The organism is Nonomuraea spiralis (assembly GCF_014648435.1).
GTDB classification, from domain to species: Bacteria; Actinomycetota; Actinomycetes; order Streptosporangiales; family Streptosporangiaceae; genus Nonomuraea; species Nonomuraea spiralis.
The window spans coordinates 102243-124478 of the sequence record NZ_BMRC01000011.1; the positions used below are offsets into that span (position 1 = coordinate 102243).

The 22236-nt window shown below is 69.2% G+C and carries 17 protein-coding genes and 1 other RNA gene; 12 read left to right on the forward strand and 6 right to left on the reverse strand.

What is annotated here, in order from left to right:
- Nucleotides 1-232: 232 nt before the first annotated feature.
- Entirely contained in the window at nucleotides 233-619 is a 387-nt protein-coding gene (locus IEZ27_RS26935; protein WP_189649794.1) for a hypothetical protein, read from the reverse strand.
- 9 nt (nucleotides 620-628) lie between these two features.
- Between IEZ27_RS26935 and IEZ27_RS26940 the strand changes: the two genes are divergently transcribed.
- A complete protein-coding gene (locus tag IEZ27_RS26940; RefSeq protein WP_189649795.1) occupies nucleotides 629-1285 on the forward strand; it encodes a L,D-transpeptidase family protein in 657 nt (218 codons plus the stop codon).
- A gap of 1 nt (nucleotide 1286) precedes the next feature.
- Here IEZ27_RS26940 and IEZ27_RS26945 read toward each other — a convergent pair whose 3' ends face one another.
- From IEZ27_RS26945 to IEZ27_RS54150, 4 genes are all read right to left on the reverse strand, one after another.
- A complete protein-coding gene (locus IEZ27_RS26945; RefSeq protein ID WP_189649796.1) occupies nucleotides 1287-2696 on the reverse strand; it encodes an FAD-binding oxidoreductase in 1410 nt (469 codons plus the stop codon).
- Between the two features lie 86 nt (nucleotides 2697-2782).
- Nucleotides 2783-4396: an NADH-quinone oxidoreductase subunit NuoF family protein gene (locus tag IEZ27_RS26950; RefSeq protein ID WP_229824370.1), complete on the reverse strand. Its 1614-nt coding sequence runs from the start codon at nucleotides 4394-4396 to the stop codon at nucleotides 2783-2785.
- Nucleotides 4397-4433: 37 nt separating this feature from the next.
- On the reverse strand, nucleotides 4434-5249 hold the full coding sequence (locus IEZ27_RS26955) for a hypothetical protein (RefSeq protein ID WP_189649797.1): 816 nt from the start codon (nucleotides 5247-5249) through the stop codon (nucleotides 4434-4436).
- Nucleotides 5250-5304: 55 nt separating this feature from the next.
- Entirely contained in the window at nucleotides 5305-6738 is a 1434-nt protein-coding gene (locus tag IEZ27_RS54150) for a DUF1996 domain-containing protein (protein WP_229824371.1), read from the reverse strand.
- Between the two features lie 196 nt (nucleotides 6739-6934).
- On the opposite strand from IEZ27_RS54150, the gene IEZ27_RS26965 reads away from it, so the two are divergent.
- The 4 genes from IEZ27_RS26965 to IEZ27_RS26980 all read left to right on the forward strand — a co-directional run bounded on the left by IEZ27_RS26965 (nucleotide 6935) and on the right by IEZ27_RS26980 (nucleotide 13481).
- Complete coding sequence (locus IEZ27_RS26965) at nucleotides 6935-7489, forward strand: sigma-70 family RNA polymerase sigma factor (RefSeq protein WP_229824372.1); 555 nt, start codon at nucleotides 6935-6937, stop codon at nucleotides 7487-7489.
- Entirely contained in the window at nucleotides 7489-7686 is a 198-nt protein-coding gene (locus tag IEZ27_RS26970) for a zf-HC2 domain-containing protein (RefSeq protein WP_189649799.1), read from the forward strand. Before IEZ27_RS26965 ends, IEZ27_RS26970 begins: the two co-directional genes overlap by 1 nt.
- 84 nt (nucleotides 7687-7770) lie before the next feature.
- On the forward strand, nucleotides 7771-8574 hold the full coding sequence (locus IEZ27_RS26975; RefSeq protein ID WP_229824373.1) for a tryptophan 2,3-dioxygenase: 804 nt from the start codon (nucleotides 7771-7773) through the stop codon (nucleotides 8572-8574).
- A 38-nt stretch (nucleotides 8575-8612) separates the two neighbouring features.
- The gene (locus tag IEZ27_RS26980) at nucleotides 8613-13481 is read left to right on the forward strand and encodes an NAD-glutamate dehydrogenase (protein WP_189649801.1); all 4869 of its coding nucleotides are present in this window, start codon (nucleotides 8613-8615) and stop codon (nucleotides 13479-13481) included.
- 19 nt (nucleotides 13482-13500) lie between these two features.
- Here IEZ27_RS26980 and IEZ27_RS26985 read toward each other — a convergent pair whose 3' ends face one another.
- Nucleotides 13501-14529, reverse strand: a complete 1029-nt coding sequence (locus IEZ27_RS26985; protein WP_189649802.1) for a hypothetical protein — start codon at nucleotides 14527-14529, stop codon at nucleotides 13501-13503.
- A gap of 47 nt (nucleotides 14530-14576) precedes the next feature.
- On the opposite strand from IEZ27_RS26985, the gene prfB reads away from it, so the two are divergent.
- The 7 genes from prfB (at nucleotide 14577) to IEZ27_RS27020 (ending at nucleotide 22215) form a co-directional block, all read left to right on the forward strand.
- Nucleotides 14577-15692 (forward strand): peptide chain release factor 2, encoded by a 1116-nt coding sequence (prfB, locus tag IEZ27_RS26990; protein WP_189649803.1) that lies wholly within the window; start codon nucleotides 14577-14579, stop codon nucleotides 15690-15692.
- A gap of 378 nt (nucleotides 15693-16070) precedes the next feature.
- On the forward strand, nucleotides 16071-16760 hold the full coding sequence (gene ftsE / locus IEZ27_RS26995) for a cell division ATP-binding protein FtsE (RefSeq protein WP_020541427.1): 690 nt from the start codon (nucleotides 16071-16073) through the stop codon (nucleotides 16758-16760).
- A gap of 20 nt (nucleotides 16761-16780) precedes the next feature.
- Nucleotides 16781-17683, forward strand: coding sequence for a permease-like cell division protein FtsX (gene ftsX, locus IEZ27_RS27000; protein ID WP_189649804.1), 903 nt, complete (start codon nucleotides 16781-16783; stop codon nucleotides 17681-17683).
- A gap of 23 nt (nucleotides 17684-17706) precedes the next feature.
- Nucleotides 17707-18174: an SsrA-binding protein SmpB gene (gene smpB / locus IEZ27_RS27005; RefSeq protein WP_125632292.1), complete on the forward strand. Its 468-nt coding sequence runs from the start codon at nucleotides 17707-17709 to the stop codon at nucleotides 18172-18174.
- A gap of 20 nt (nucleotides 18175-18194) precedes the next feature.
- Nucleotides 18195-20060 carry a penicillin-binding transpeptidase domain-containing protein gene (locus tag IEZ27_RS27010; RefSeq protein WP_189649805.1) on the forward strand — a complete coding sequence of 622 codons (1866 nt, stop codon included), beginning with the start codon at nucleotides 18195-18197 and terminating at the stop codon, nucleotides 20058-20060.
- Nucleotides 20061-20352: 292 nt separating this feature from the next.
- Nucleotides 20353-20737: a transfer-messenger RNA gene (gene ssrA, locus IEZ27_RS27015) on the forward strand.
- A gap of 146 nt (nucleotides 20738-20883) precedes the next feature.
- Nucleotides 20884-22215 (forward strand): WD40 repeat domain-containing protein, encoded by a 1332-nt coding sequence (locus IEZ27_RS27020; RefSeq protein WP_189649806.1) that lies wholly within the window; start codon nucleotides 20884-20886, stop codon nucleotides 22213-22215.
- Nucleotides 22216-22236: the final 21 nt, after the last annotated feature.

Sequence of the window (22236 nt, forward strand, 5' to 3'; positions counted from 1 at the left end):
GACTGGTTTTTTGCCTGCGCCGGAGAATTCGCGAGAAAGCTTTTGCCGAACGGTGTGCGCGCCGGAGTATTCCTTGGCTATGGTTGGGGCTGTTCGGAGGGGTGAAAGAAGCCGGACGGGCGAACGCGCAGCTCGCCCCCCGGCCTCTGGAGCGAAGGCGGATGCGTCCATGGCGTATCCGCCTTTTCTTCGTTGTTTCCGCGCTTGCACAAGGCAGCTCTAAAGCTTCGGCTCAGCCGTCGCATAAATGCGAAATGCCGGTTTTTAGCGGGATTTGCAAGTGTCGTGAATTGTCGGCGATCTGGGTAGGCGTCGAACTATGATCATAAAAGTTCGGAGAGCGGTGGTTTTCGTCGCCCTCGGGTGTGGCGGGCTGCCGTTCCTGGCTGGACTGCCCGCCGTGGCGGACACGGAGGTGCCCGGCGGTGCCACGGCGCGCGGCGACACGGTCGTGCGGCCACCGGGCGACCGGGGCGATCACGGCCCGCTCCTGGCGCGGGATGACCGGGATGACCGGGACGATCAGGATGTCTTGGACGACCTGGACGACCTGGACGATGAGGATTACCTGGACGATCACGACACGGTCGTCCCGCGACCGGTCGGCCGTGAGGATCACGACGCGGCCGTGCGCCCGGCCGGCCGGGCCGAACACGGCACGGGCGGCCGGAAGGAGCACACCACGGTCGTGTTGCGGCCGGGCGACCGGGGTGAGACCGTCAAGCTTCTCCAGCAGCGGCTGCACAAGCACGGCTACTACTACGGCAAGCTCAACGGCGTCTACGACGAGCAGACGAAGTTCGGCGTGTGGGCCCTCCAGAAGCACCGCCACCTGCGTCCCCAGGGTGCGGTCGGGCCGGAGGTGTGGCGGGCGTTCGACCGGCCGGTGCGCATGAAGCCGCTGGTCCCGAGCGGCGAGCCCGACCGGGTCGAGATCAACCTGCGCTACCAGCTCCTGGTCGTCTACCGCCACCGCCGTCCGGCGCTCGTCTCGCACATCTCGACCGGCGCGAAGGTGAGCTACTGCCACAACGGCCATTGCGGCAACGCCATCACCCCGCCCGGCGACTTCCACGTCACCAGCCGCGCGCCGGGCTGGACCGAAGGGCCGCTGGGCACGATGTACGACTCGCTCTACTTCAACGGGGGCATCGCCATGCACGGCTCGACGAAGGTGCCGCTGCGGCCCGCCTCCCACGGCTGTGTCCGCGTGCCGCTGTCCACCTCGAAGCGCCTGTACGACATGGTCGACGTCGGCGAGCCCGTCTACGTGCGGGAGAAGTAGGTCAGATGCCCTGCGGCAGGCGGAACAGCCTGTCGGGGTCGTAGGTGGACTTCACCTCGGCCAGGCGGGCGGCGTTGGGGCCGTAGTAGGCGCCACGCCAGCCGGTCAGGTCGGGGTCGATGTAGTTCACATACGCGTGCTCGCCGAAGTGCGGGGCCATCTCGCCGTGCAGGCCGCGCAGCCACGTCCGGTCCGTGCCCTCGGCGTAGTACTGCACGCTGTAGAGCGCGGCCCGGTGCGGGAACGCCGTGGCCGCCGGCTTGACCCGGCCCACCGCGCCGCCCAGCGCGTCCAGCAGCACCGAGTGCCGTCCGCCGCGCGCCACCCCGTCCACCAGGCTCCGGACGCCGCCGGCCGGGAGCTCGGAGTAGGCCATGTGGGACTTCGCGGCGAACGACTCCCGAGGCGTGCGGCGGCACTGCTCCACCGAGCTCGACGCGCACCCCGCCATGATCATCATGGCCTGCCGGTACGACGTGGTCCGCACCGACCTCGACGACGGCGTGCCGACGCGGGCGACCAGTTGCGCCAGCAGGCGGTCCAGCGACGCCTTCGGCCCCGCGTACGTGCCGACGACGAGCACGTCCAGGCCGCGTGCGTCCCTCGTCAGGTGCAGCGACGACCACAACTCGTCCGGGGCGGACGGGCCCCACGACTGCCAGGCGCGCACCGCGGCCCCCGCCTTCGACCACGGCCAGTGCAGGAAGAACACGGTGAGGTCGTGCGCGGCGTGGGTGCGGAAGGTGAAGGAGACCGCGATGCCGACGTTGCCGCCGCCCCCGCCCCGGCAGGCCCAGTAGAGGCCGGAGTGGTGGGTGGCGTCCGCGGTCAGCAGGCGGCCGTCGGCCGTGACCACGCGGACGGACTCCAGCGTGTCGCAGGTGAGCCCGTACTTCCTCGACACCACGCCGATGCCGCCGCCCAGCGTCAGCCCGGCGATCCCGACCGTGGGGCACGAGCCCGCCGGGATGCTGACGCCGTGCCGGGCGAGCCGGTCGTAGACGTCGATCAGCTTGGCGCCCGCCCCGACCGTGGCCCGGCCGGAGGCGTAGGAGACCGTGTTCATCCTGGACACGTCGATCACCAGGCCGGTGCCGGTGGACCAGCCCGCGTAGGAGTGGCCGCCGGAGCGGGCGGTGACCGCGACGCCGTTCGCGCGCGCGAACGACAGGCACGCCGAGACGTCCGCGGGGGTCGCGCAGTAGGCCACGCCGCCCGGCCTGATCCGGTCGTAGACGGGGTTGAACAGGCGGCGGGCGCTGTCGTACCCGGAGTCGCCGGGCAGCACCAGCGTGCCCTTGAGCTGCCTGCGCAACCGCGCCCAGTCCGGCGGCGGCGCCGACCGCGCGGCGCCGCCGGCCATCGCCAGCGGCGCGAGCGTGGTGAGGTGGAGAAAGGCCCGGCGGTCCATCAGCGTCCCCCGTCATTCGGTACGAACCGATCGATGAGACGCGCGGACACCCGGACAGGTTGGTCACAAGTGCATCACTACCGACCTCACCCAGCCGTCCCTCCAAATCCCGAAATATTCGGACTGGCCCCCACCCGCGTCAGCCGCGGCCCCGGCGCCTTCCTCAGCACGCCGTCCTTGACCAGCCGCAGCGGGGACATGGGCGGTTTCGGCCCGTCCCCGCTCGTCTGGGCGATCCGCAGGGCCAGCGCCGGGCACATCTCGACCGCCCGCCGCGCGTCCTTGACCATCCAGCCCGGCACGTTCCTGAACGACGGGAACCCGTAGTCGTCCAGGTCCACGAACTCCGGCAGCAGGTGCGCGCACAGGCCGTGCCCCTGGCAGCGGGTCCAGTCCACCTCCAGCCGGTACTCGGGCTCCACCTCGGGCTCCGGCATCGGCAGGATCCCGCGTACCGGACGGCCGCACGAGCCGTGCTCCAGGTGGAGCGCGATCTCGCTCTCGAACGCGTCCAGCGCCGACAACACGAACTTGGCCGTGCCGTCGGGATGGAAGCACGCGCCACGCCGCTCGACGGCCCGTACGCACCGGCGTACGGCGTCGACCGAGCCGGTGCCCTCGGCGATCGCGCACAGGGCGCGGGCCACGTCGGGCAGGCCCAGCCGGCAGGGTCCGCACTGCCCGGCCGACTGCGCGGCCAGGTACGAGGCCACCCTGGCCGCCTCGCCCAGAGGACAGGTGGCATCGCCCAGCGGCACGATGATCCCGGCGCCCAGCGTCGCTCCGGCCAGCTTCATGCCCTCCCGCGAGATCACCGCGGACCGGGCCACCTCGGCCGACAACCACGCGCCGTGGTAGCCGCCGACCAGCACGCCGTCGCCCGCCTCGGCCTCGCACAGCGCGAGCACGTCGGCCAGCGCGACGCCGGTCGGCGCCTCGATCACGGCGCCGTTGGCCGCGCCGCCGCTCACCGTGAGCAGGATCGTGCCGGGCTCCTTGCTGGTGCCGACCTCGGCGTACTTCTCGGGGCCGTACTCGGCGAGCAGGGCGAACTGCGCGTAGGTCTCGGTGTTGGACAGCAGGGTCGGCAGCCCGTCCACGCCGCTCGTCGCGGCCCGCCGCTTGCGGCCCGGCGGGATGGCCTCCTCGCCGTTCACGCCGCGGACGAGCGCACCGCCCTCCCCGCTGATGAACCTCTCCGCCAGGCCGACCACGCGGATCGGGATGCGGCTCTCCGAACCGCCCGCCACGTTCGCGGCCCGGCGTTCGGCCACGGCGGCGGCCACGGACGACTCGGCCACCTCGCCCTCGACGGTGGCCACGACCACCTCGCGGGCGCCCAGCGCCTCGGCCGCCAGGATCGCGCCGTCCAGGACGAGGTGTGGGTTGCGGGTGAGCAACATGGCGTCCTTGGAGCTGGCGGGCTCGCCCTCCGCGCCGTTGACCAGGACCACGCTCTCGCCCGTGCCCGCCGCGTCGGCCACCGCCCGCAGCTTGCGCCCGAACGGGAAGGCCGCGCCGCCCCGCCCGCGCATGTCCACCTCGTTGACCATGGAGATCAGCTCCGCCAGCTCGCGCGGCCGCGGCTCGCCGTGCAGCGTGCGGTGCGCGGGCAGGTCCAGCCGCCGGCAGTGGTCGAGCCCGGCGGTCAGCCGGGCCGGGCCCATCCGCAGCACCCGTGGCACCCGGTGCGGGATCATGACCGGCCCCTGACGGGTCCGCGTCCCGCCCGCGGGCTCATCCGGCCTCCCGGTACCTGCGCCGGGCGTCGGCCAGGCTCACCGGCGCGTCGGCCGGCGCCGCGGCGGTCGCCGCGGCCCGCGGCCGCTCGACGGGCACGTCCGCCGCCCGACCGGCCGTCACGGCGGGCGCCTCGACCCTCTCCGGTACGACGTCCGGCCTGCGCAGCGTGGCCAGCACACGTACGACGAGCGCCGAGCCGACCGCGGCCAGGCAGGCCACGTACGACCAGGCCACCCAGCCGGCCGGGGAGCGGCCCGCCGTCAGGCCGTGCATGATCGCGATGGGCCAGGCCAGGTAGGCGGCCGAGTGCAGCAGCCGCCACAGCCAGGGCGTGCCGCGTACCGCGAAGCGACCCCTGAGCATCCCCGTGGCCACCGCCACGACCATCAGGTCGAAGGCGAGCGCGCCGAACCCCACATAGAGCCCGGCCACCGGGACGACAGCGGCCCCCGGTGGCGCGTGACCCAGGCTGATCATGAGGGCGATGTGCGTGACCAGGTAGCCGAGCCCGATGAGCGCGGTGGCCCGGTGCGCGAGCTGGGCCCTGACCCGGTTGGCCGGGGACAGGAAGACCCGTTCTGTGGTGACCAGGCCGAGCGCGACCGTCGCGGTCAGCAGGACCAGGGAGAACACGCCCGCGTAGAACTCGAGGAAGCTCACCCCTCGGCCGAGCAGCGCGATGCCGCGGTCGGTCCCGGCCAGCGCGACCACCGACAACACGATGGCCGTCAACGTGGCGCTCGCCCCCAGCCGGACGTTCCTGGTGTCCAGCTTGGTGGGGGCGTGCCGGGGCTGTCGTCTGTGGAGCATGTATTTCCCTCCAAGGTCGGGTGAGGGTACGACTCGGAAGGCTGATGGGGACGTGTCAGCAGCGGCGACCCCGGTTGATGCACGAGACGACGAATTGCATCAGCCGGTCGGGCATGACGTTGGCGAAGTCCGCGTGGTCGGTGACGGGGTTGTGCTTCTGTTCAGGGAACGCGTCCACGGCGAACGACGGACCCTGTGGAACCGTGTAGGCGAGGATCATGCGCAGTTGCGGAATCGCCTTGGTGCCTTGCGGACAGGCGCCGTTCTGCCCGGGGAAGCCCACGTGCGTGCGGTGATTGGCGCTGTCGGTGTTCTGACCGTCCCAGCAGCTGGGGAAATCCAGAATACGAAGAACCTGACTTCCGCGCGGGCAAAGCGGATATTTATCGGGACTTATGCGATTTGTGAATCCTGTGCAGGTCCAGCGGGCGCGGGCGTTGCCTCCGCCGTTCGTCCCGGCCTTGGCGTCGCCGGTGATCAGCCGCAGGAACCTCGGCATCGCGACGACCCTGGAGGTCGCGTTGCCGCGGAACTGCAGGCTGACGGCGCGGGCGCGGATCACCTGGCCGACGTTGCCGTCCGGGTCCTGGGCGTCCACGTCGCCTTTGCGGTTGCGCAGAACCGGCCAGAAGTAGGTGGATTTATCCCCTTGGCGGCAGGTGGTTTCGGCGGCGGCCAGGCTCTCGTCGGTGGAGAAGCCGTCGGTCGAAAGGTTGCCCACGTAGTCGTGGAGATGATGGGCGCCGTTGCTCACGCCGGGGGCCACGATGAAATTGTCGGGATTGTTGTGACCATTGCGATTGGTGCCGCATTCTGCGACGAATGTGCCGCGTGAGCCGTTCCGGCCGATGCCGGCGTCGAGCCTGAGAAGCTGGACCTGGCGGATGTCCACGAAGTCCGTGACGAACGGGCCCAGGTTGAGGCATTCGTCGCCCTGGGACGCTGTGGGGGACGGCGAGGGCGACCGGGTGGGCCTGGACCGGTCGCGGAACTGGTCGCTCGGCTGCTCGTCGGTGGGCTGGTCGGTCGGCTGCTGGTCCGTGGGCTGGTCCGTGGGGTTCTGGTCCGGGTTCTGGTCCGGGTTCTGGGGGGCGTTCCGGGTGGGGGTGAGGGTCCGGGCCGGGCGGTTGCGCCCGAATCCGGTGCCGGCCTGGTCGTCCGGGTCCGGCGGCTGTGCCGGGTCGCGCAGGGTGATCCCGCCGCCCTGCACCTGCTGATCACCGTTCCGCTGCTGCTCGGGGGCCTGCTGGTCGGGCACTTGTTGGTCGGGGGCCTGCTGGTCCGGCGCCTGCTGGTCAGGGGCTTGCTGATCGGGGGCTTGCTGGTCCGGGGCCTGTCGGTCGGCGGCGCGGTCGCCCTGTCGCTGGGCGTTCTCCTGGCTCGCCTGCGCCGGATCGCAGTTGTCGGCCCGTACCGGGCCCGCGCCGATGACGGCGGCGGACACCAGGCCACCCGCCGCCACGGCAAGAGCGGACACGGCCGCGGCCATGCGCCCAGTTCTCCTCATGGTTGTCTCCTCGTATCGACCGCCTCGGCGGCGCCGAGCATGGGGTCTCGCCGCACGAAGGCCGTTGCATGGTCGGAGGTACGCGGGCTTACACCATCAGGTTCACCTATGACCGGAGATAGTTAGAAATGACTGGAGTTATCGGAGTGGCTGCCGGACTGATAACGAAGGTGTAAAGATGTGCCCCGTGCTAGGTCACCTCGACGGCAGGTTCGAGAGTGCGGATGCCGAGGCGGAACATCGCATCGCGGTGCTCTACCAGGAGTTCGGCGGCCCTCTGCTGCGCCACGTACGCAAATCGACTGGTAACGATCTGCAATGGGCCGAGGACGTCGTACAGGAGACACTGGTCAGGGCCTGGCGAAACTCGGCAAGACTGCAATGGGAACCGAGCCTTTTATGGGCGTGGCTGCTGACAGTGGCCCGCCGGATCGTGATTGACGGACGTCGACGGAAGAGCGCCCGGCCTCATGAGGTCGAGCCACCCGAAGTCGACCAGATGTCGGTGCCGGACGGCTCCGAGCGGGCTCTTTCGGCGATCGTGGTCGCCGACGCGCTGCGCAGCCTGTCCGAGGAACACCGCGAAGTCATTGAGCAGACCTATCTCCGAGACCGTACGATAAGTGAAGCGGCGGAGATTCTGGGGATTCCGCCGGGCACGGTGAAGTCCCGGCTCTACTACGGAATCCGGGCTCTCCGCGAACAGCTGCGGGACAAGGGGGTAGCCGGCTGATGCACGACGGGGTGGCCGCCTTCGTCCTCGGTGTCCTCGACGAAGAGGAGCACGAGGCGTTCGAACGCCACCTCGACACGTGCGAGCACTGCCAGGCCGAGCTTCTCGACCTGGCCGAGCTTCCCGACCAGCTCGACGACCTCAAGCACGCCCCCTCGGCCTCCGGCGATGATCCCCCCATGTCGATGTCACGTTGACGTCTGTGCCCTTTTCGGGTGATATCGGTACGGCGAGGCATGCGCCCGGTGAACCAGCGCCGGGCGTTCAGGGGGAGGTGTGCGGTGGGCATCGACGGTGATGCGCCCGTTCCCCCGCATCGGCGGTTCGGCGAGGAAGGCGGACGGCTGTCGTACGGCGGCTATCTCCGTCTGCCCGAGCTGCTCGCGCAGCAGCGGCCGGAGTCGCAGGCCCCGGACGAGCTGCTCTTCATCACCATCCACCAGGTCTACGAGCTGTGGTTCAAACTGCTGCTCCACGAGCTGGAGTCGGCCAGGCAGGCCATGTTCGACGGCGAGCTGTGGCAGGCCAGGCACCTGTTCAAACGGGTGCACGCGGTCGAACGGGTGATGGTCGAGCAGGTCGAGGTCCTGGAGACGATGACCCCCCAGGACTTCCTGGCCTTCCGGGCCGATCTGGCCCCGGCCAGCGGGTTCCAGTCCGTGCAGTTCCGCGAGCTGGAGTTCCTGTCCGGGCTGAAGGACGAGCGTTACCTGTCCAGCTTCAGGAACGCCAGTGACGCCGAGCTGACGAGGCTCGGGCGCCGGCTGGCGGAGCCCACGCTATGGGATGCTTATCTGACAGCCCTCTCCCGGCGTGGCCTGCCGGTCTCCGACGCGGAGATCATGGCCTCGCTGCTGGCCGTGGCGAGAGACCGCAGGTCCTACGACGATCTGTGGCAACTGGCCGAAGACCTGCTGACGCACGACGAGACAGCCGCGTTGTGGCGGATGCGCCACGTGCAGATGGTCGAACGCCAGATCGGCACCAAGTCGGGCACAGGCGGCTCGACCGGCGCCCCTTATCTCCGCGGACGTACCCAACTGCACTATTTCCCCCTGCTATGGGAACTAAGGGCCTGGCTATGAACAGCTATGGCAAACCCTCACAAAGGAGTGAGAGCGAAATGCCGCTCGACGAGGCCAAGGATGAGCTGCTGCAGAGAGCCGCGGAGAGTTGCGCGGTCGGCAGCGAGCACGTGAGCGCCGAGGAGGCCCTGTCCTTCCTGCGGTTCTACTACCGCCACGTCGCGCCGGAGGACCTGCTCGACCGCAACCCCGTGGACGTGTACGGCCCCGCGATGTCCCAGCGACGGCTCGCCGAGGTACGCCCCCAGGGCCGGGCCGTGGTCCGCGCCTACACCCCCACGCTGGAGGAGAACGGCTGGGACCCGGGCCACTCGGTCGTCGAGGTGGTCACCGACGACATGTCGTTCCTCGTCGACTCGGTCACCATGGAGCTCGACCGGCACGACATCGGCACGCATCTCGTCGTACACCCCCAGATGCGGGTCCGCCGCGACATGACCGGCCGGATGCTCGGCCGCGGTCAGGAGGACGTCACCGGCCAGGTGCTGGTCGAGTCGTGGATCCACATCGAGATCGACCGGCAGGCCGACCCCGCGGTGCTCAAGCGCATCGAGGCCGACCTGCAGCGGGTGCTCGCCGACGTGCGGTACACGGTCGAGGACTTCAGGAAGATGCGGGCGCTGGCCGTACAGACGGCCGAGGACCTCAGCATGAACCCGCCGCCGCTGGAGCCCGCCGAGGTCGAGGACAGCCTCGACCTGCTGCGCTGGCTCGCCGACGGGCACTTCACCTTCCTGGGCTACCGCGAGTACCGGCTGGAGCACACCGACGAGGGCGAGACGCTGAAGGCCCTGCCCGGCGCCGCGCTCGGCATCCTGCGCGACGACAAGGTCGGCTCCGACAGCTTCTCCGCACTACCCGCCGAGGTGCGGGCCAAGGCCCGCGAGAAGCAGCTCCTGATCATCACCAAGGCCAACAGCCGGGCCACCGTCCACCGGGCGACCTACCTCGACTACATCGGGGTCAAGCTGTTCTCGCCCGAGGGCGAGGTGATCGGGGAGCGGCGCTTCCTCGGCCTGTTCACGCACGTCGCCTACAACGAGTCGATCTCCAGGATCCCGGTGCTGCGGCGCAAGCTGGCCGAGGTGCTCAACGCCGCCGGCCACGCGCCCGACAGCCACGACGGCAAGGACCTGATCGAGATCCTGGAGACGTTCCCGCGCGACGAGCTGTTCCAGACCTCGGTCGAGCAACTCCTGCCGATCGCGCTCGGCGTGCTGCGGCTGCGTGAGCGCAAGCAGGTCAAGCTGTTCCTGCGGCGCGACGACTACGGCCGCTACATCTCCTGCCTGATCTACCTGCCCCGCGACCGCTACACCACCAAGGTGCGGCTGAAGATGCAGGAGCTGCTGCTCAAGGCGCTCGGCGGCAGGTCGCTCGACTACAGCGCGATGATCGGCGAGTCCGTGCTGGCCCGGCTGCACGTCGTGGTGCGCGGCGTGCGCGGCAAGCAGCTTCCGGCGCCCGGCGTGGACGTGGAGGAGCTGGAGTCGCGCCTCGCGGCGCTGACCCGCTCCTGGGAGGACGACCTGGCGACCGCGCTGGACGAGATGACCTCCGAGGAGGAGGCCCCCGCGCTGGCCAGACGGTACGTCCCCGCCTTCCCCGAGGGCTACAAGGCCGACTTCCCGCCCAAGGTCGCCGTGGTCGACCTGCGCCGCCTGGAGCAGCTCCTCGCCGAGGGCGAGGAGGTGGCGATCAACCTCTACGAGCCGTACGACGCCTCCGAGGGCGAGCGGCGGCTGAAGATCTACAAGGTCGGGTCGCCGATCTCCCTGTCGGAGGCGCTGCCCCTGATCCAGCGGCTCGGCGTCGAGGTCGTGGACGAGCGGCCGTACGAGATCGACAGGGACGGCGACGCCAGCACCAAGAACGCCTGGATCTACGACTTCGGCCTGCGCTACACCCCCTCGGAAGAGGTGGACAGGAACGACTTCAAGCGGCTCTTCCAGGACGGCCTCGGCGCCCTGTGGCAGGGGCGCGTCCAGGCCGACAACTTCAACGCCCTCATCCTGCGCGCGGGCCTGACCTGGGAGCAGGTCGAGATCCTGCGGGTCTACGCCAAGTACCTGCGGCAGGCCGGCAGCACGTTCTCGCAGCTCTACATGGAACGCGTGCTGCTGGGCAACGTGCGGCTGGCCCGGCTGCTGGTCCGCCTGTTCGAGGCCAAGCTCGACCCGAAGCGCGGCGACGAAGTCCGGCTCGACCTCGTGGAGGCGCTCAACGAGGAGATCCTGGGCGCCCTCGACGAGGTGGCCTCGCTGGACGAGGACCGCATCCTGCGGGCGTACCTGGAGATGATCCAGGCGACGCTGCGCACCAACTACTTCCAGACGGTCGACGGGCAGCGCAAGCCGTACATCTCGCTGAAGGTCGACCCGCAGGCGATCAGCGTGCTGCCGCTGCCGCGGCCGAAGTACGAGATCTTCGTGTACTCGCCCCGCGTCGAGGGCGTGCACCTGCGGTTCGGCAAGGTCGCCCGCGGCGGCCTGCGCTGGTCCGACCGCATGGAGGACTTCAGGACCGAGATCCTCGGCCTGGTCAAGGCGCAGATGGTGAAGAACACCGTCATCGTGCCCACCGGGTCCAAGGGCGGGTTCGTGGTGAAGCAGCCGCCCGTGTCCGGCAACCGCGAGGACCTGCTGGCCGAGGGCGTGGCCTGCTACCGGATGTTCATCTCCGGCCTGCTCGACATCACCGACAACCTGGTGGACGGCAAGGTCGTGCCGCCGGACGACGTCGTCAGGCACGACGGCGACGACACCTACCTCGTCGTCGCCGCCGACAAGGGCACCGCCAGCTTCTCCGACATCGCCAACAGCGTGGCCAAGGAGTACGGCTTCTGGCTCGGCGACGCCTTCGCCTCCGGCGGCTCGGTCGGCTACGACCACAAGGCCATGGGCATCACCGCCCGCGGCGCCTGGGAGTCGGTCAAGTACCACTTCCGCACCATGGGCGTCGACGTGCAGAACACCGACTTCACGGTGGCCGGCGTCGGCGACATGTCCGGCGACGTGTTCGGCAACGGCATGCTGCTCTCCCAGCACATCCGGCTGGTGGCCGCCTTCGACCACCGGCACGTCTTCATCGACCCGGAACCCGACGCGGCCCGCTCGTTCGCCGAGCGGCAGCGCCTGTTCGACCTGCCGCGCAGCTCGTGGGCCGACTACGACGCCTCGCTGATCTCCGCCGGCGGCGGCGTGTTCCCGCGTACGGCCAAGTCCATCCAGATCACCTCGCAGATGCGCGAGGCGCTGGGCATCGAGGCGGGCGTCAACTCATTGGCCCCCAACGACCTGATCAGCGCCATCCTGCGGGCCCCCGTCGACCTGCTCTGGAACGGCGGCATCGGCACCTACGTCAAGGCGGGCTCGGAGACCCACGCCGACGTCGGCGACAAGGCCAACGACGGGCTCCGCGTGAACGCCGGCGACCTGCGGTGCAAGGTCATCGGCGAGGGCGGCAACCTGGGCTTCACCCAGCTCGGCCGCATCGAGTTCGCGCTGAACGGCGGCCTGGTCAACACCGACTTCATCGACAACTCGGCCGGGGTCGACACCTCCGACCACGAGGTGAACATCAAGATCCTGCTCGACCAGGTCGTCCGCGACGGCGAGCTGACCGACAAGCAGCGCAACCAGGTCTTCACGTCGATGACCGACGAGGTCGCCGACCTGGTGCTGCGCGACAACCACGCCCAGAACGTGGTGCTCGACGCGACCCGCGCCCAGTCCGTCGAGATGCTCCACATCCACGCCCGCTACCTGCGCAAGCTCGAACGGGACGGGCTGGTCAACCGGGAGCTGGAGTTCCTGCCCTCGGACAAGACGCTGGCCGAACGGCGGCAGGCCAGGCTCGGGCTGACCGCGCCGGAGTTCTCGGTCCTGCTGGCCTACACCAAGCTGGTGGCCGACGCCGAGCTGCTCGGGTCCGAGTTGCCCGACGACCCGTACCTGGCCTCGTTGCTGGTGTCGTATTTCCCGTCGGACCTGCGCGAGCGGTTCCGCACGTACATGGACGCCCATCCGCTGCGGCGCGAGATCATCACGACCTGCGTGGTGAACGAGCTGGTCAACGCCATGGGCACGACGTTCATGTTCCGCTTCGGGGAGGAGACCGGGGCCTCCACGCCCGACATCGTGCGGGCGTACCTGGTGGCGCGCGAGGTCTTCGACCTGCCGAGCTTCTACCGGGCCGTGGAGGAGCTGGACAACAAGGTCGACACCGCCACCCAGATCGCCATGCTGCTGGAGGGCCGCAAGCTGGTCGAGCGCGGCACCCGATGGCTGCTGGTCAACCGGCGTCCGCCGATCGACCTGGCCGGGGCGGTCGGCTTCTTCCTCAAGGGCGTCAACGGGCTGGCGGCGTACATCCCCAAGCTGCTCACGGGGCCCGACCTGGCCGCGTACGAGGAGCGCCGCGACTCCTTCGTGGCCCGCGGGGTGCCGCAGGAGCTGGCCGAGCGGGTGGCCGCGATGGTGCCCGCGTACTCGACGCTGGACCTGGTCGAGGTGGCCTCTGTGACCGGCCGTCCGGTGAACGAGGTGGCGGAGGTCTACTTCGACCTGGCCGACCGCCTGCAGCTCGCCCGCCTGCGCGAACGTGTCATCGCCCTGCCCAGGGACAACCGCTGGAACTCGATCGCCCGCTCGGCCCTGCGCGACGACCTGTACGCCGCGCACGCGTCGCTGACCCGTGACGTGCTGGCCCACAGCACGCCCGGCCTGCCGCCCGAGGAGCGGCTCGCCGGGTGGTCCGAGGCCAACTCGGCCGCCGTGGGACGCGCCCGGCACACGCTGGCGGAGATCTGGGAGAGCGACAACTTCGACCTGGCGACGTTGTCGGTGGCCCTGCGCGCGATCCGTACGCTGGTGGCCGCGAGCAACCTGCCTCACACGGAGGCGTAGGACACGCCCGACGGGGCCCTCACTCGCCGATGGCGCGGGTCAGGGCTCCGTCGTGGGCGATGACGCGGGCGGCGGCCGGGGCCGTCAGCGGGGGCACCGCCGAGGCGTACTGGTGGATCTCGGTGAGCTTGAGGCTGCGGCGCACGGACGAGCCCGAGATGGCCCAGCCCGCCTCCGGCGGCACCGGGATGATGTAGGTGTTGTTGGCGACGGTGCGGGTCGAGGTGTTGCGGGACAGCGAGTATTGGATCAGCGCGCCGCCGTCGTCCGTGCGCAGCGCGTAGACCGGCCAGTTGTCGGCGCTGAAGATCGAGTCGTAGCTGAACCCGTCCTTCTTGGCCTTCTCCCGGTCGGTGGCGATCTGCTCGGCCACGTCCGTCGTGTACGGCCCGTCGGCGAGCAGCCCGGCCGTCACCCCGGCCGCCCCGGTCTCGGCCACGCTCGCGTGCACCGGGCCCATGTACTGGGGGCTGATCGTGACGCTCTTGTCGTCGGGCGCCACCGCGCTGGCATAGCCGTCGGCGTCGAGGCGCACCTGCGGCGCCTTCTGCCCCGGCAGGAGCTGCGCCGCCGAGCTGAGCTGCCAGTCCTCGACCTTGGCGAACGTCAGCAGCGTCGGCTGCCCGTTGCGCGTCACCAGGGCCGTGAACCAGGGCGGCTGCCCCTGCTGGGGGGCCCTCGGCACGTAGAAGGTCGGCGAGCCCCACGTGTAGCGCGGCGGGCGGTTGTCGGTGGACTGGTAGGCCGCCTGCGTCAGCGGGAACTGCCCGTCGCGGGTCAGCTCGACGGCCAGCCCGAGCCGCCCCGGCACGTCGCTCTGCACGCGCAGCACGTCGTCGGTGGCCAGGATCGAACTGAACGCCTCGGCGGCCTCCTCGCGCGTGACGACGGGCGCCGGGCCCGTGGGCGAGGGGGTCGCGGAACCCGTGACGGCCGCCTTCCCCGTGGGCGGCGCAGGGGACTTCTGAGCAGGGCCTGTGCACGCGGCTGCCGCGGCCAGCACGCCGACGGCGAGCGCCAGCACCTTCCCCCGACCGTATGCACGCACCTCGCCATGTTATTCGTGCACGCGAGGGTCGCGTACCCTAGGGAGACGTGGCAGGCATCGATCCAGCAGAAGAGATCAACGAGCTCGCGAACACGCTCCGCAGCATCCAGGACGTGCTCGACCTCGACGCGATGCGCAAGCATATCGAGGAGCTGGAGCAGCAGGTTGCCGCCCCAGACCTGTGGGACGACCCCGAGCAGGCGCAGAAGGTCACCAGCAAGCTCTCCCACCTTCAGGGCGAGCTCAACCGGGTCGAGGGCGTGGCGCGCCGTCTCGACGACCTGAAGGTGCTCTACGAGCTGGCGGCGGAGGAAGGCGACGAGGACACGCGCGTCGAGGCCGACAAGGAGCTGGAGTCCCTCAAGTCCGACATCGGGGCTCTTGAGGTGCGCACCCTCCTGTCGGGCGAGTACGACGCCCGCGAGGCGCTCGTCACCATCAACTCCCAGGCCGGTGGCGTCGACGCCGCCGACTGGGCCGAGATGCTGCTGCGCATGTACCTGCGGTGGGCCGAGCGCAAGGGCTACTCCACCGAGGTCTACGACACCTCCTACGCGGAGGAGGCCGGCATCAAGTCGGCCACGTTCACCATCAAGTCCCCCTACGCCTACGGCACGCTGCGCGGCGAGCACGGCACCCACCGGCTGGTCCGCATCAGCCCGTTCGACAACCAGGGCCGCCGCCAGACGTCGTTCGCGGGTGTCGACATCGTGCCGGTCGTCGAGCAGACCGACCACATCGACATCAACGAGGACGACCTGCGCATCGACGTCTACCGTTCGTCGGGTCCCGGCGGCCAGGGCGTCAACACCACCGACTCGGCGGTGCGCATCACGCACCTCCCGACCGGCATCGTGGTCTCCTGCCAGAACGAGCGTTCCCAGCTCCAGAACCGCGCCTCGGCGATGAACGTGCTCCAGGCCAAGCTGCTGGAGCGCAAGCGGCAGGAGGAGGCGGAGAAGATGTCTGAGCTGCGTGGTGCGACCACCACGTCATGGGGCACGCAGATCCGCAACTACGTGCTGCACCCGTACCAGATCGTGAAGGACCTGCGCACGGGCACAGAGGCGGGCAACCCGTCGGCGGTGCTCGACGGCGACCTCGACGGGTTCATCGAGTCGGAGATCCGCTGGATGCGACGGCAGGAGTCAGGCACCGACTAGGTGCCTGAGCACCAGCGTCGCGAAGAGCAGGACCAGAAGCAGGACGGCGACGAGGGCGGGTGACAATCCGGCGAAGCCGTGGTTGTGCATCCGCTCTCTGTTGGCTCGGCAGAGCGGGCAGCGGCCCTCGATCACGGGGTGGGCGCACTGCGCGCATACGAGGTGTTCGCAACTCATGACAGCCCCAGTCTAGCCGCACAATCGTTTTGTTTCCGTTATGGACGTTCCATGCCAGTCTTCCCCCTAGACTGTCGTCTGGCCAATCGGAACGTCGATCATCAGTAAAGACGGCGCCCCCGATTGGTCGGCGGCGGGAAATGGGCATGTGCCACCCTCGCTTCCGTCCTGACCCCTAGACTGGCATGCCGTGATGCTCTCGTGATCCATTTCGATAATGTCACCAAGGTCTACGCGAACCAGAACCGGCCCGCTCTCGACCACGTCTCCGTCGACGTGGACAAGGGTGAGTTCGTGTTCCTCGTCGGCCCTTCGGGGTCAGGCAAGTCCACATTCCTGCGTCTGGTCCTGAAGGAGGAGCGGCCCAACTCCGGGGCGATCCACGTCGCCGGCAAGGACCTGGCCCGCCTCTCCAACTTCAAGGTGCCTCACCTGCGCCGCCGTATCGGCTGCGTGTTCCAGGACTTCAGGTTGCTCCCGAACAAGAACGTCTACGAGAACGTGGCGTTCGCCCTTGAGGTCATCGGCAAGCCCAGGCGGTTCATCCGCAAGGTCGTGCCCGAGGTCATCGAGCTGGTCGGCCTGGAAGGCAAGGCCCATCGCATGCCCGACGAGCTGTCCGGCGGCGAGCAGCAGCGAGTCGCCATGGCCCGCGCGTTCGTCAACCGGCCGATGATCCTGCTGGCCGACGAGCCCACGGGCAACATCGACCCCGCGACGAGCATCGGCATCATGAAGGTGCTCGACCGCATCAACCGGACTGGCACCACGGTCGTCATGGCCACGCACGACGCGGCCATCGTGGACTCCATGCGCAAACGCGTCGTCGAGCTGGAGGACGGGAAAATCGTCCGTGACCAGTCGCGTGGCGTTTACGGCCAGGCGTACTGACAGGGAGCGGCAGACAGAACATGCGGGCGAACTTCATCTTCTCCGAGGTCTGGATCGGCCTCCGTCGCAACCTGACGATGACGATCGCGGTCGTCATCACCGTGGCAGTCGGCATGGCGATGCTCGGCGTCGGCTTGATGATCAACGCCCAGGTCTCCATGCTGAAGACCTACTGGTACGACAAGGTCGAGATCTCGGTCTTCCTGTGCACCAAGAACACCGCGATGCCCGCCTGCAACGGCAAGGCCATCACGCCGGCGCAGAGCAAGGCGCTGGAGGCCAACCTCAAGGGCACCCAGGGCGTCAAGGAGGTCTTCTACGAGGACCAGGCGACGGCGTACGAGAACTTCAAGACGGCCTACCAGGCCAACTCGGCCCTCGTCGACGCCACCAGGCCGGAGGACATGCCCGAGTCGTTCCGGGTGAAGGTGGTCGACCCTGAGAACTACCAGCCGGTGATCCAGGCCATCAAGGGCCAGCCCGGTGTGTCCCAGGTGATCGACCAGAAGGAAACCATCGGCAAGTTCTTCGCCATGCTCGACAAACTCTCGTTCTACGCGCTGGCCGTCGCCATCATCCTGGTGCTGGCCGCGGCGCTGCTGATCGGGAACACGGTCCGGTTGTCGGCGTTCAACCGGCGCCGGGAGACCGGGATCATGCGCCTGGTGGGCGCCTCCAACCTCTACATCCAGCTCCCGTTCGTGATGGAGGGCGTGATCGCCGGCCTGATCGGCGGCGTCTTCGCGGCCGTCATCCTGATCGTGACCAAGGTCATGCTCTTCGAGGAAGTGGCGGGCTTCTTCGGCTCGGCCCAGCTCGGCTGGGACACTGTCGCCCAGACCATCACGCTGACCATGGCCATCGGTGTCGTGATCTGTGTGCTGGCCTCGTTCGTGACGCTTCGCCGATACCTCAGGGTGTGAGGAATCGCCGGTAAGGTCGAAGCATGCCACGTGAGACCGGGCGGAAGGTCATCGCCCAGAACAAGCGTGCTCGGCACGACTACCACCTTGAGGACACCTTCGAGGCGGGGCTCGTGCTCCAGGGCACGGAGGTGAAGTCGCTCCGAGAGGGCCGCGCCTCGCTCGTCGACGGCTACGCCAGCATCGACGACGGCGAAGCGTGGCTGCTCAACGTGCACATTCCCGAATACATGCAGGGCACGTGGACCAACCACGCCGCCCGCCGCAAGCGCAAGCTGCTGCTGCACCGCAAGGAGATCGACAAGCTCGCCGCCATGACCAAGGAGGGCGGCCTCACGATCGTCCCCACGGTCCTGTACTTCCAGGACGGCCGGGCCAAGGTCGAGATCGCCGTGGCCCGGGGCAAGAAGGACTGGGACAAGCGGCAGTCGCTGGCCGAGCAGCAGGCCAAGCGGGAGATGGCGCGGGCCATGCGGCACCGCAACCGATGAGAGCGGCGGCACTCTAACCGATGACACGCGCGCGCCGCACTCTTGCCGCGGCCGTCACCCTGGCGGTCGCGAGCATGACACTGACCGGCTGCTTCGAGGAGTCCTCGCCGCACGACGCGGTGCGCGACTTCCTCGTGGGCTGGCAGTCTGAGGACTACGCCCTGGCCGCGGGCCGCACCGACGGCGATCCGGCCACGGTGGGCAAGGCCCTCGCCAACGCCAAGCTTGAGCTCGACGCGGCCTCGTTCCGCTTCAGGATCAAGAGCGTGAGCGTGAACGGCGACGAGTCCAAGGCCGACTTCCGCGCCGAGGTCGACCTGGGAGAGAACACCCCCCTCTGGGAGTACGACGGCTCGCTGCCGCTGCACCTGGTCGACGGCAGGTGGAAGGTGCGCTGGTCGCCGTCGGTGCTGCATCCGCAGCTCAAGGAGGGCCAGCGGTTCGCGGTCGAGACCAACCCCAAGCCGCGCCAGCCCGTGGTCGACCGGTCGGGCGACGCGCTGCAGAACGAGCTCTACGTCTACGTCGTCGGCGTGGTGCCCTCCCAGCTCGGCGACCGGGCCGAGGACGTCGTGGCCAAGTTGTCGCTCATCACCGGCTACGCCAAGGACCGGCTGCTGAGCCGGATCAGGTCCTCGCCGCCCGACAAGTTCGTGCCGCTGGTCACGTTCGGGCGGTCGCGTTACCTGTCGATGAAGCCCAAGCTGGCCGGCATCTCCGGCATCCAGACCGATCCGCAGCCGCAGCCCATCGACCCCGCCGACCCCAAGCAGATCGTCGGCAAGGTCAGCGCGCTCACGCCCGAGGACGAGCAGAAGCTCGGCGGCCCCCAGCGGGCCGGTGACTCGGTCGGCCAGAGCGGCCTGCAGCAGGCGTACCAGGACTATCTGACCGGTTCGACCGAGACCAAGGTGATCACCCTCGATCTCAAGACCGGCCGGCAGGTGGCCAAGCTGCGCGAGTGGCCGGGCCGCCAGAACGTCTCGGTCAAGACCACGATCGACAGCCGTACCCAGGCGGCGGCCGAGCGGGCGGTGGCCGAGACGGAGACCAGCGCCCTGGTGGCCGTGCAGCGCGACACCGGCGAGATCCTCGCCGTCGGCACCAGCGGGCTCAACCAGGAGAAGGACGCGCTGGCCGGCCGGTTCCCGGCGGGCACGGCGTTCTCGATCGTGGCGGCCGACGCGCTGATCAAGAGCGGCGTCAGCACCCGGCAGCGGCTGGCCTGCCCGGCCGAGCGCACGGTGGGCGGCGCCAAGTTCGTGCACACCAGCCAGACCGCCGGGTCGGCGGCCTCGGCCACGTTCCAGGAGAACTTCGCCAAGGGCTGCGTGACCGCGCTGGCCTCGCTGGCCCGCCGGGTGAGTGCCGGCAGCCTGGCCACGAGCGCCAAGTCGTTCGGCATCGGCCAGTCGTGGCGGCTGCCGCTGAAGTCGTTCAGCGGCGGGCTGCCCGAGTTGTCCAGCGACGCCGACAAGGCCAGGGCCATCGCCGGCCAGAACGTCGAGGTCAGCCCGCTGTCGATGGCGCTGGTCGCGGCCGCGGTCGGCTCCGGCACCTGGCGTCCGCCGGTGCTCGTGACCGACCCCAAGTCGCCCGATCCGGCCGCCGAAATCGCGCCGGCGCCCCAGCCCCCGCCCGTCGCGATGGATCCCAAGGTCCGTACCGCGCTGACCGCGATGATGCGCGCCGGCGCGACCGGCAGCCCCGCCCAGGCGGGCCGCGGCCGGGTCTATGGCGTACGCGCCACGGCGGGCAGCCAGGACAAGCCCATGACCTGGTTCGTCGGCTGGCAGGGGGACGTGGCGATCGCCGTACTGGCCAAGAACTACGACGCCGCGGCCGTCGCGGGGAGCTTCTTCTCGGGCCTTCGTGACCAATCGTGAAAATCTTGTGACGGTGAGCAACCATCGCGGGTGGCGGTTGCGTCTTACTCAATGACTGGGCCCGCTCGGGGGGTTGCGGACTCAGTCGCCGTGATGAGATCAGGACTTCATCTCGGGGGAAGTCCTGCCGTCCGGACCGGCTCGACCCTGCCGGTCGGCCCCCGGGAGCGCGTGCTGCTGTGCCACGCTCCCGGGGGTTTCGCCATGCTGGAATTAAGTTGGCGTTGGGGGCGTTATCCCATGTACATTCAGTGTTGCTCGTCTCCGCGTGAGACGTGTTGACAACTGCACAGGGGGTGACTGGCTTCGACTTCGATCTTGCAAGCCAGGTGAAGCGGGCCGAGGACTGCGGACATAACCTCGTTAATCCTGTGACCGCAAACCAATAAGTGCCAATTCCAAGCGCACTGAGGTCGGCCAGGGTTCCCTGGCCCTCGCTGCCTAAGTAGCGAAACCTCTGTCAGCCCGGGAGTGCCTTCGGCCCGGTGTCTGGCATCGTTAGAAGGCTCAACCGATCGACCCGGCCACGGGGGCGATCGGGAAACCAAACAGTGGCTGAGCCCGTCGGCGACTCGCCTGTGTGATCGCCGGGGCTGAGAAAAGCACAACAGGCTGCGCCCGGAGAAGCCCTGACTTGGGGTTGAAGGACGCGGGTTCGATTCCCGCCACCTCCACGTGTGTTCCGTGTTCGACCTGCGGAACGGATCGCCGAAGGGCGGTCGGACGGCTTCATCGCCGGTCCGGCCGCCCTTCGTTTTTTGTGTGCCGTCGTACGGTTGTGCGTGGTTGGATCTGGGTGGATCATCCCGCGAACGGAGCAAACGTGGATCTCCCGTACGCCGACCGGACACGATGGTTCGCCCTCCTGGTCGTCTTCGCCGTCGCCGTCTGGGGCATCTCGGTCGTGGCGGGCGGGAGACGTGACGCCGAGCGTGCGGCGTTGGCGCGGAAGCTGGCCCTCAAGGGCGTTGAACTGCGCGACATCGACGCCCTGGGCGCCCGATTACTCGGCGCGGCGGCCGTACGCCTGAACGCCGACGCGCAGACTCGGGAGGCGCTGGCCGACACCGTCGCGAACGAAGGACGTGTCGACCTCAACGACGTCAGCCGATCCGACGACGTGGCGATCGCCTCGGACGGATCCTTCGTTCTTGCCCTTCCCTTTGCCGAAAAAGTGCATAGATGGGATCTGCGCGAGGAGGGCGCGTACGAGAGCGTGCTCGATCTCAGGACCTCCTCGGTCGACCGGATGGCGGTGTCGGCGGACGGGCGCGTGGTCGTGGCGGCCGACGATTTCGACGGCGTGACCCTGTGGGATCTCGACAGGCGGACACACCCGCGCAAGGCGGCGTTCCTGCCGCTCGTGGGGTCCTCCTTCGAGATCGTCCTGTCGCGTGACGCGACGACGGCGTTGATCGCGTACGAGGACCTGGACGACGACCTGGAACGGGTGAACGTGGAGGTGTGGGACATCAGCAGCCTGTCCCGTCCGGCCCGTCGGTCGACACTGAAGGTGCCGGGCGGCCGGCTGTACGACCTGGCCGTCAGCGCGGACGGCAGGACGGCGGTGGCGGTTCGGGACGACGGACAGGCCCCGCTGGTCTGGGACCTGACGGATCCGGCCCACCCCGCCGAGTCCCATGTCGGTGACCAGGAGAAGGAATCGGCCGCGCTCAGCCCCGACGGGCGCAGGGCCGTGTTCGGCACCGGGAACGGAGTGGAGGTCTGGGATCTCGGCGACCGCGCGAAGCCCGTACGGGTGGCGACGATGGGCGGGGAGTTCCATGACGTCTTCACCGTCGCCATGGCCCGGAAGGGGGATCTGGTGCTCGCCGCCGACTATCACGGGCGTGCCGTCCTGTGGGACCTGTCAGAGCCGTCGAGGCCGGTGAGGCTGGCCGCCCTGAGGACGGGGGTTCGTGTCGTGGATGAGGTGGCTCTCAGCGACGACGGACGGACCGCGGTGATGGGCAGCCCGTGGAGCGGCCCCCGGGTCTGGGATCTGTCGCACGTGGAGCAGGATCCGCTTGAGAGCGTCTGCCGGCGGGGGGATGACGTGCTCTCGGCCGAGTTCTGGGAGCTCCACACCGAGGGGCAAGGGGCCGCGTACACCGATGGGGACTTCCGGTTGTGCGACGGTGTGCTCACCCAATAGGGGACGGCGTGCTCGCCCGAT

Bases quoted from the DNA above. Each gene is read 5' to 3' on its own strand.
- IEZ27_RS26945 (WP_189649796.1), bottom strand. From the start codon at position 2,696: ATGGACCGCCGGGCCTTTCTCCACCTCACCACGCTCGCGCCGCTGGCG.
- IEZ27_RS26950 (WP_229824370.1), bottom strand. From the start codon at position 4,396: ATGATCCCGCACCGGGTGCCACGGGTGCTGCGGATGGGCCCGGCCCGG.
- IEZ27_RS26955 (WP_189649797.1), bottom strand. From the start codon at position 5,249: ATGCTCCACAGACGACAGCCCCGGCACGCCCCCACCAAGCTGGACACC.
- IEZ27_RS54150 (WP_229824371.1), bottom strand. From the start codon at position 6,738: ATGGCCGCGGCCGTGTCCGCTCTTGCCGTGGCGGCGGGTGGCCTGGTG.
- IEZ27_RS26965 (WP_229824372.1), top strand. From the start codon at position 6,935: ATGTGCCCCGTGCTAGGTCACCTCGACGGCAGGTTCGAGAGTGCGGAT.
- IEZ27_RS26970 (WP_189649799.1), top strand. From the start codon at position 7,489: ATGCACGACGGGGTGGCCGCCTTCGTCCTCGGTGTCCTCGACGAAGAG.
- IEZ27_RS26980 (WP_189649801.1), top strand. From the start codon at position 8,613: ATGCCGCTCGACGAGGCCAAGGATGAGCTGCTGCAGAGAGCCGCGGAG.
- ftsX (WP_189649804.1), top strand. From the start codon at position 16,781: ATGCGGGCGAACTTCATCTTCTCCGAGGTCTGGATCGGCCTCCGTCGC.
- smpB (WP_125632292.1), top strand. From the start codon at position 17,707: ATGCCACGTGAGACCGGGCGGAAGGTCATCGCCCAGAACAAGCGTGCT.
- IEZ27_RS27010 (WP_189649805.1), top strand. From the start codon at position 18,195: ATGACACGCGCGCGCCGCACTCTTGCCGCGGCCGTCACCCTGGCGGTC.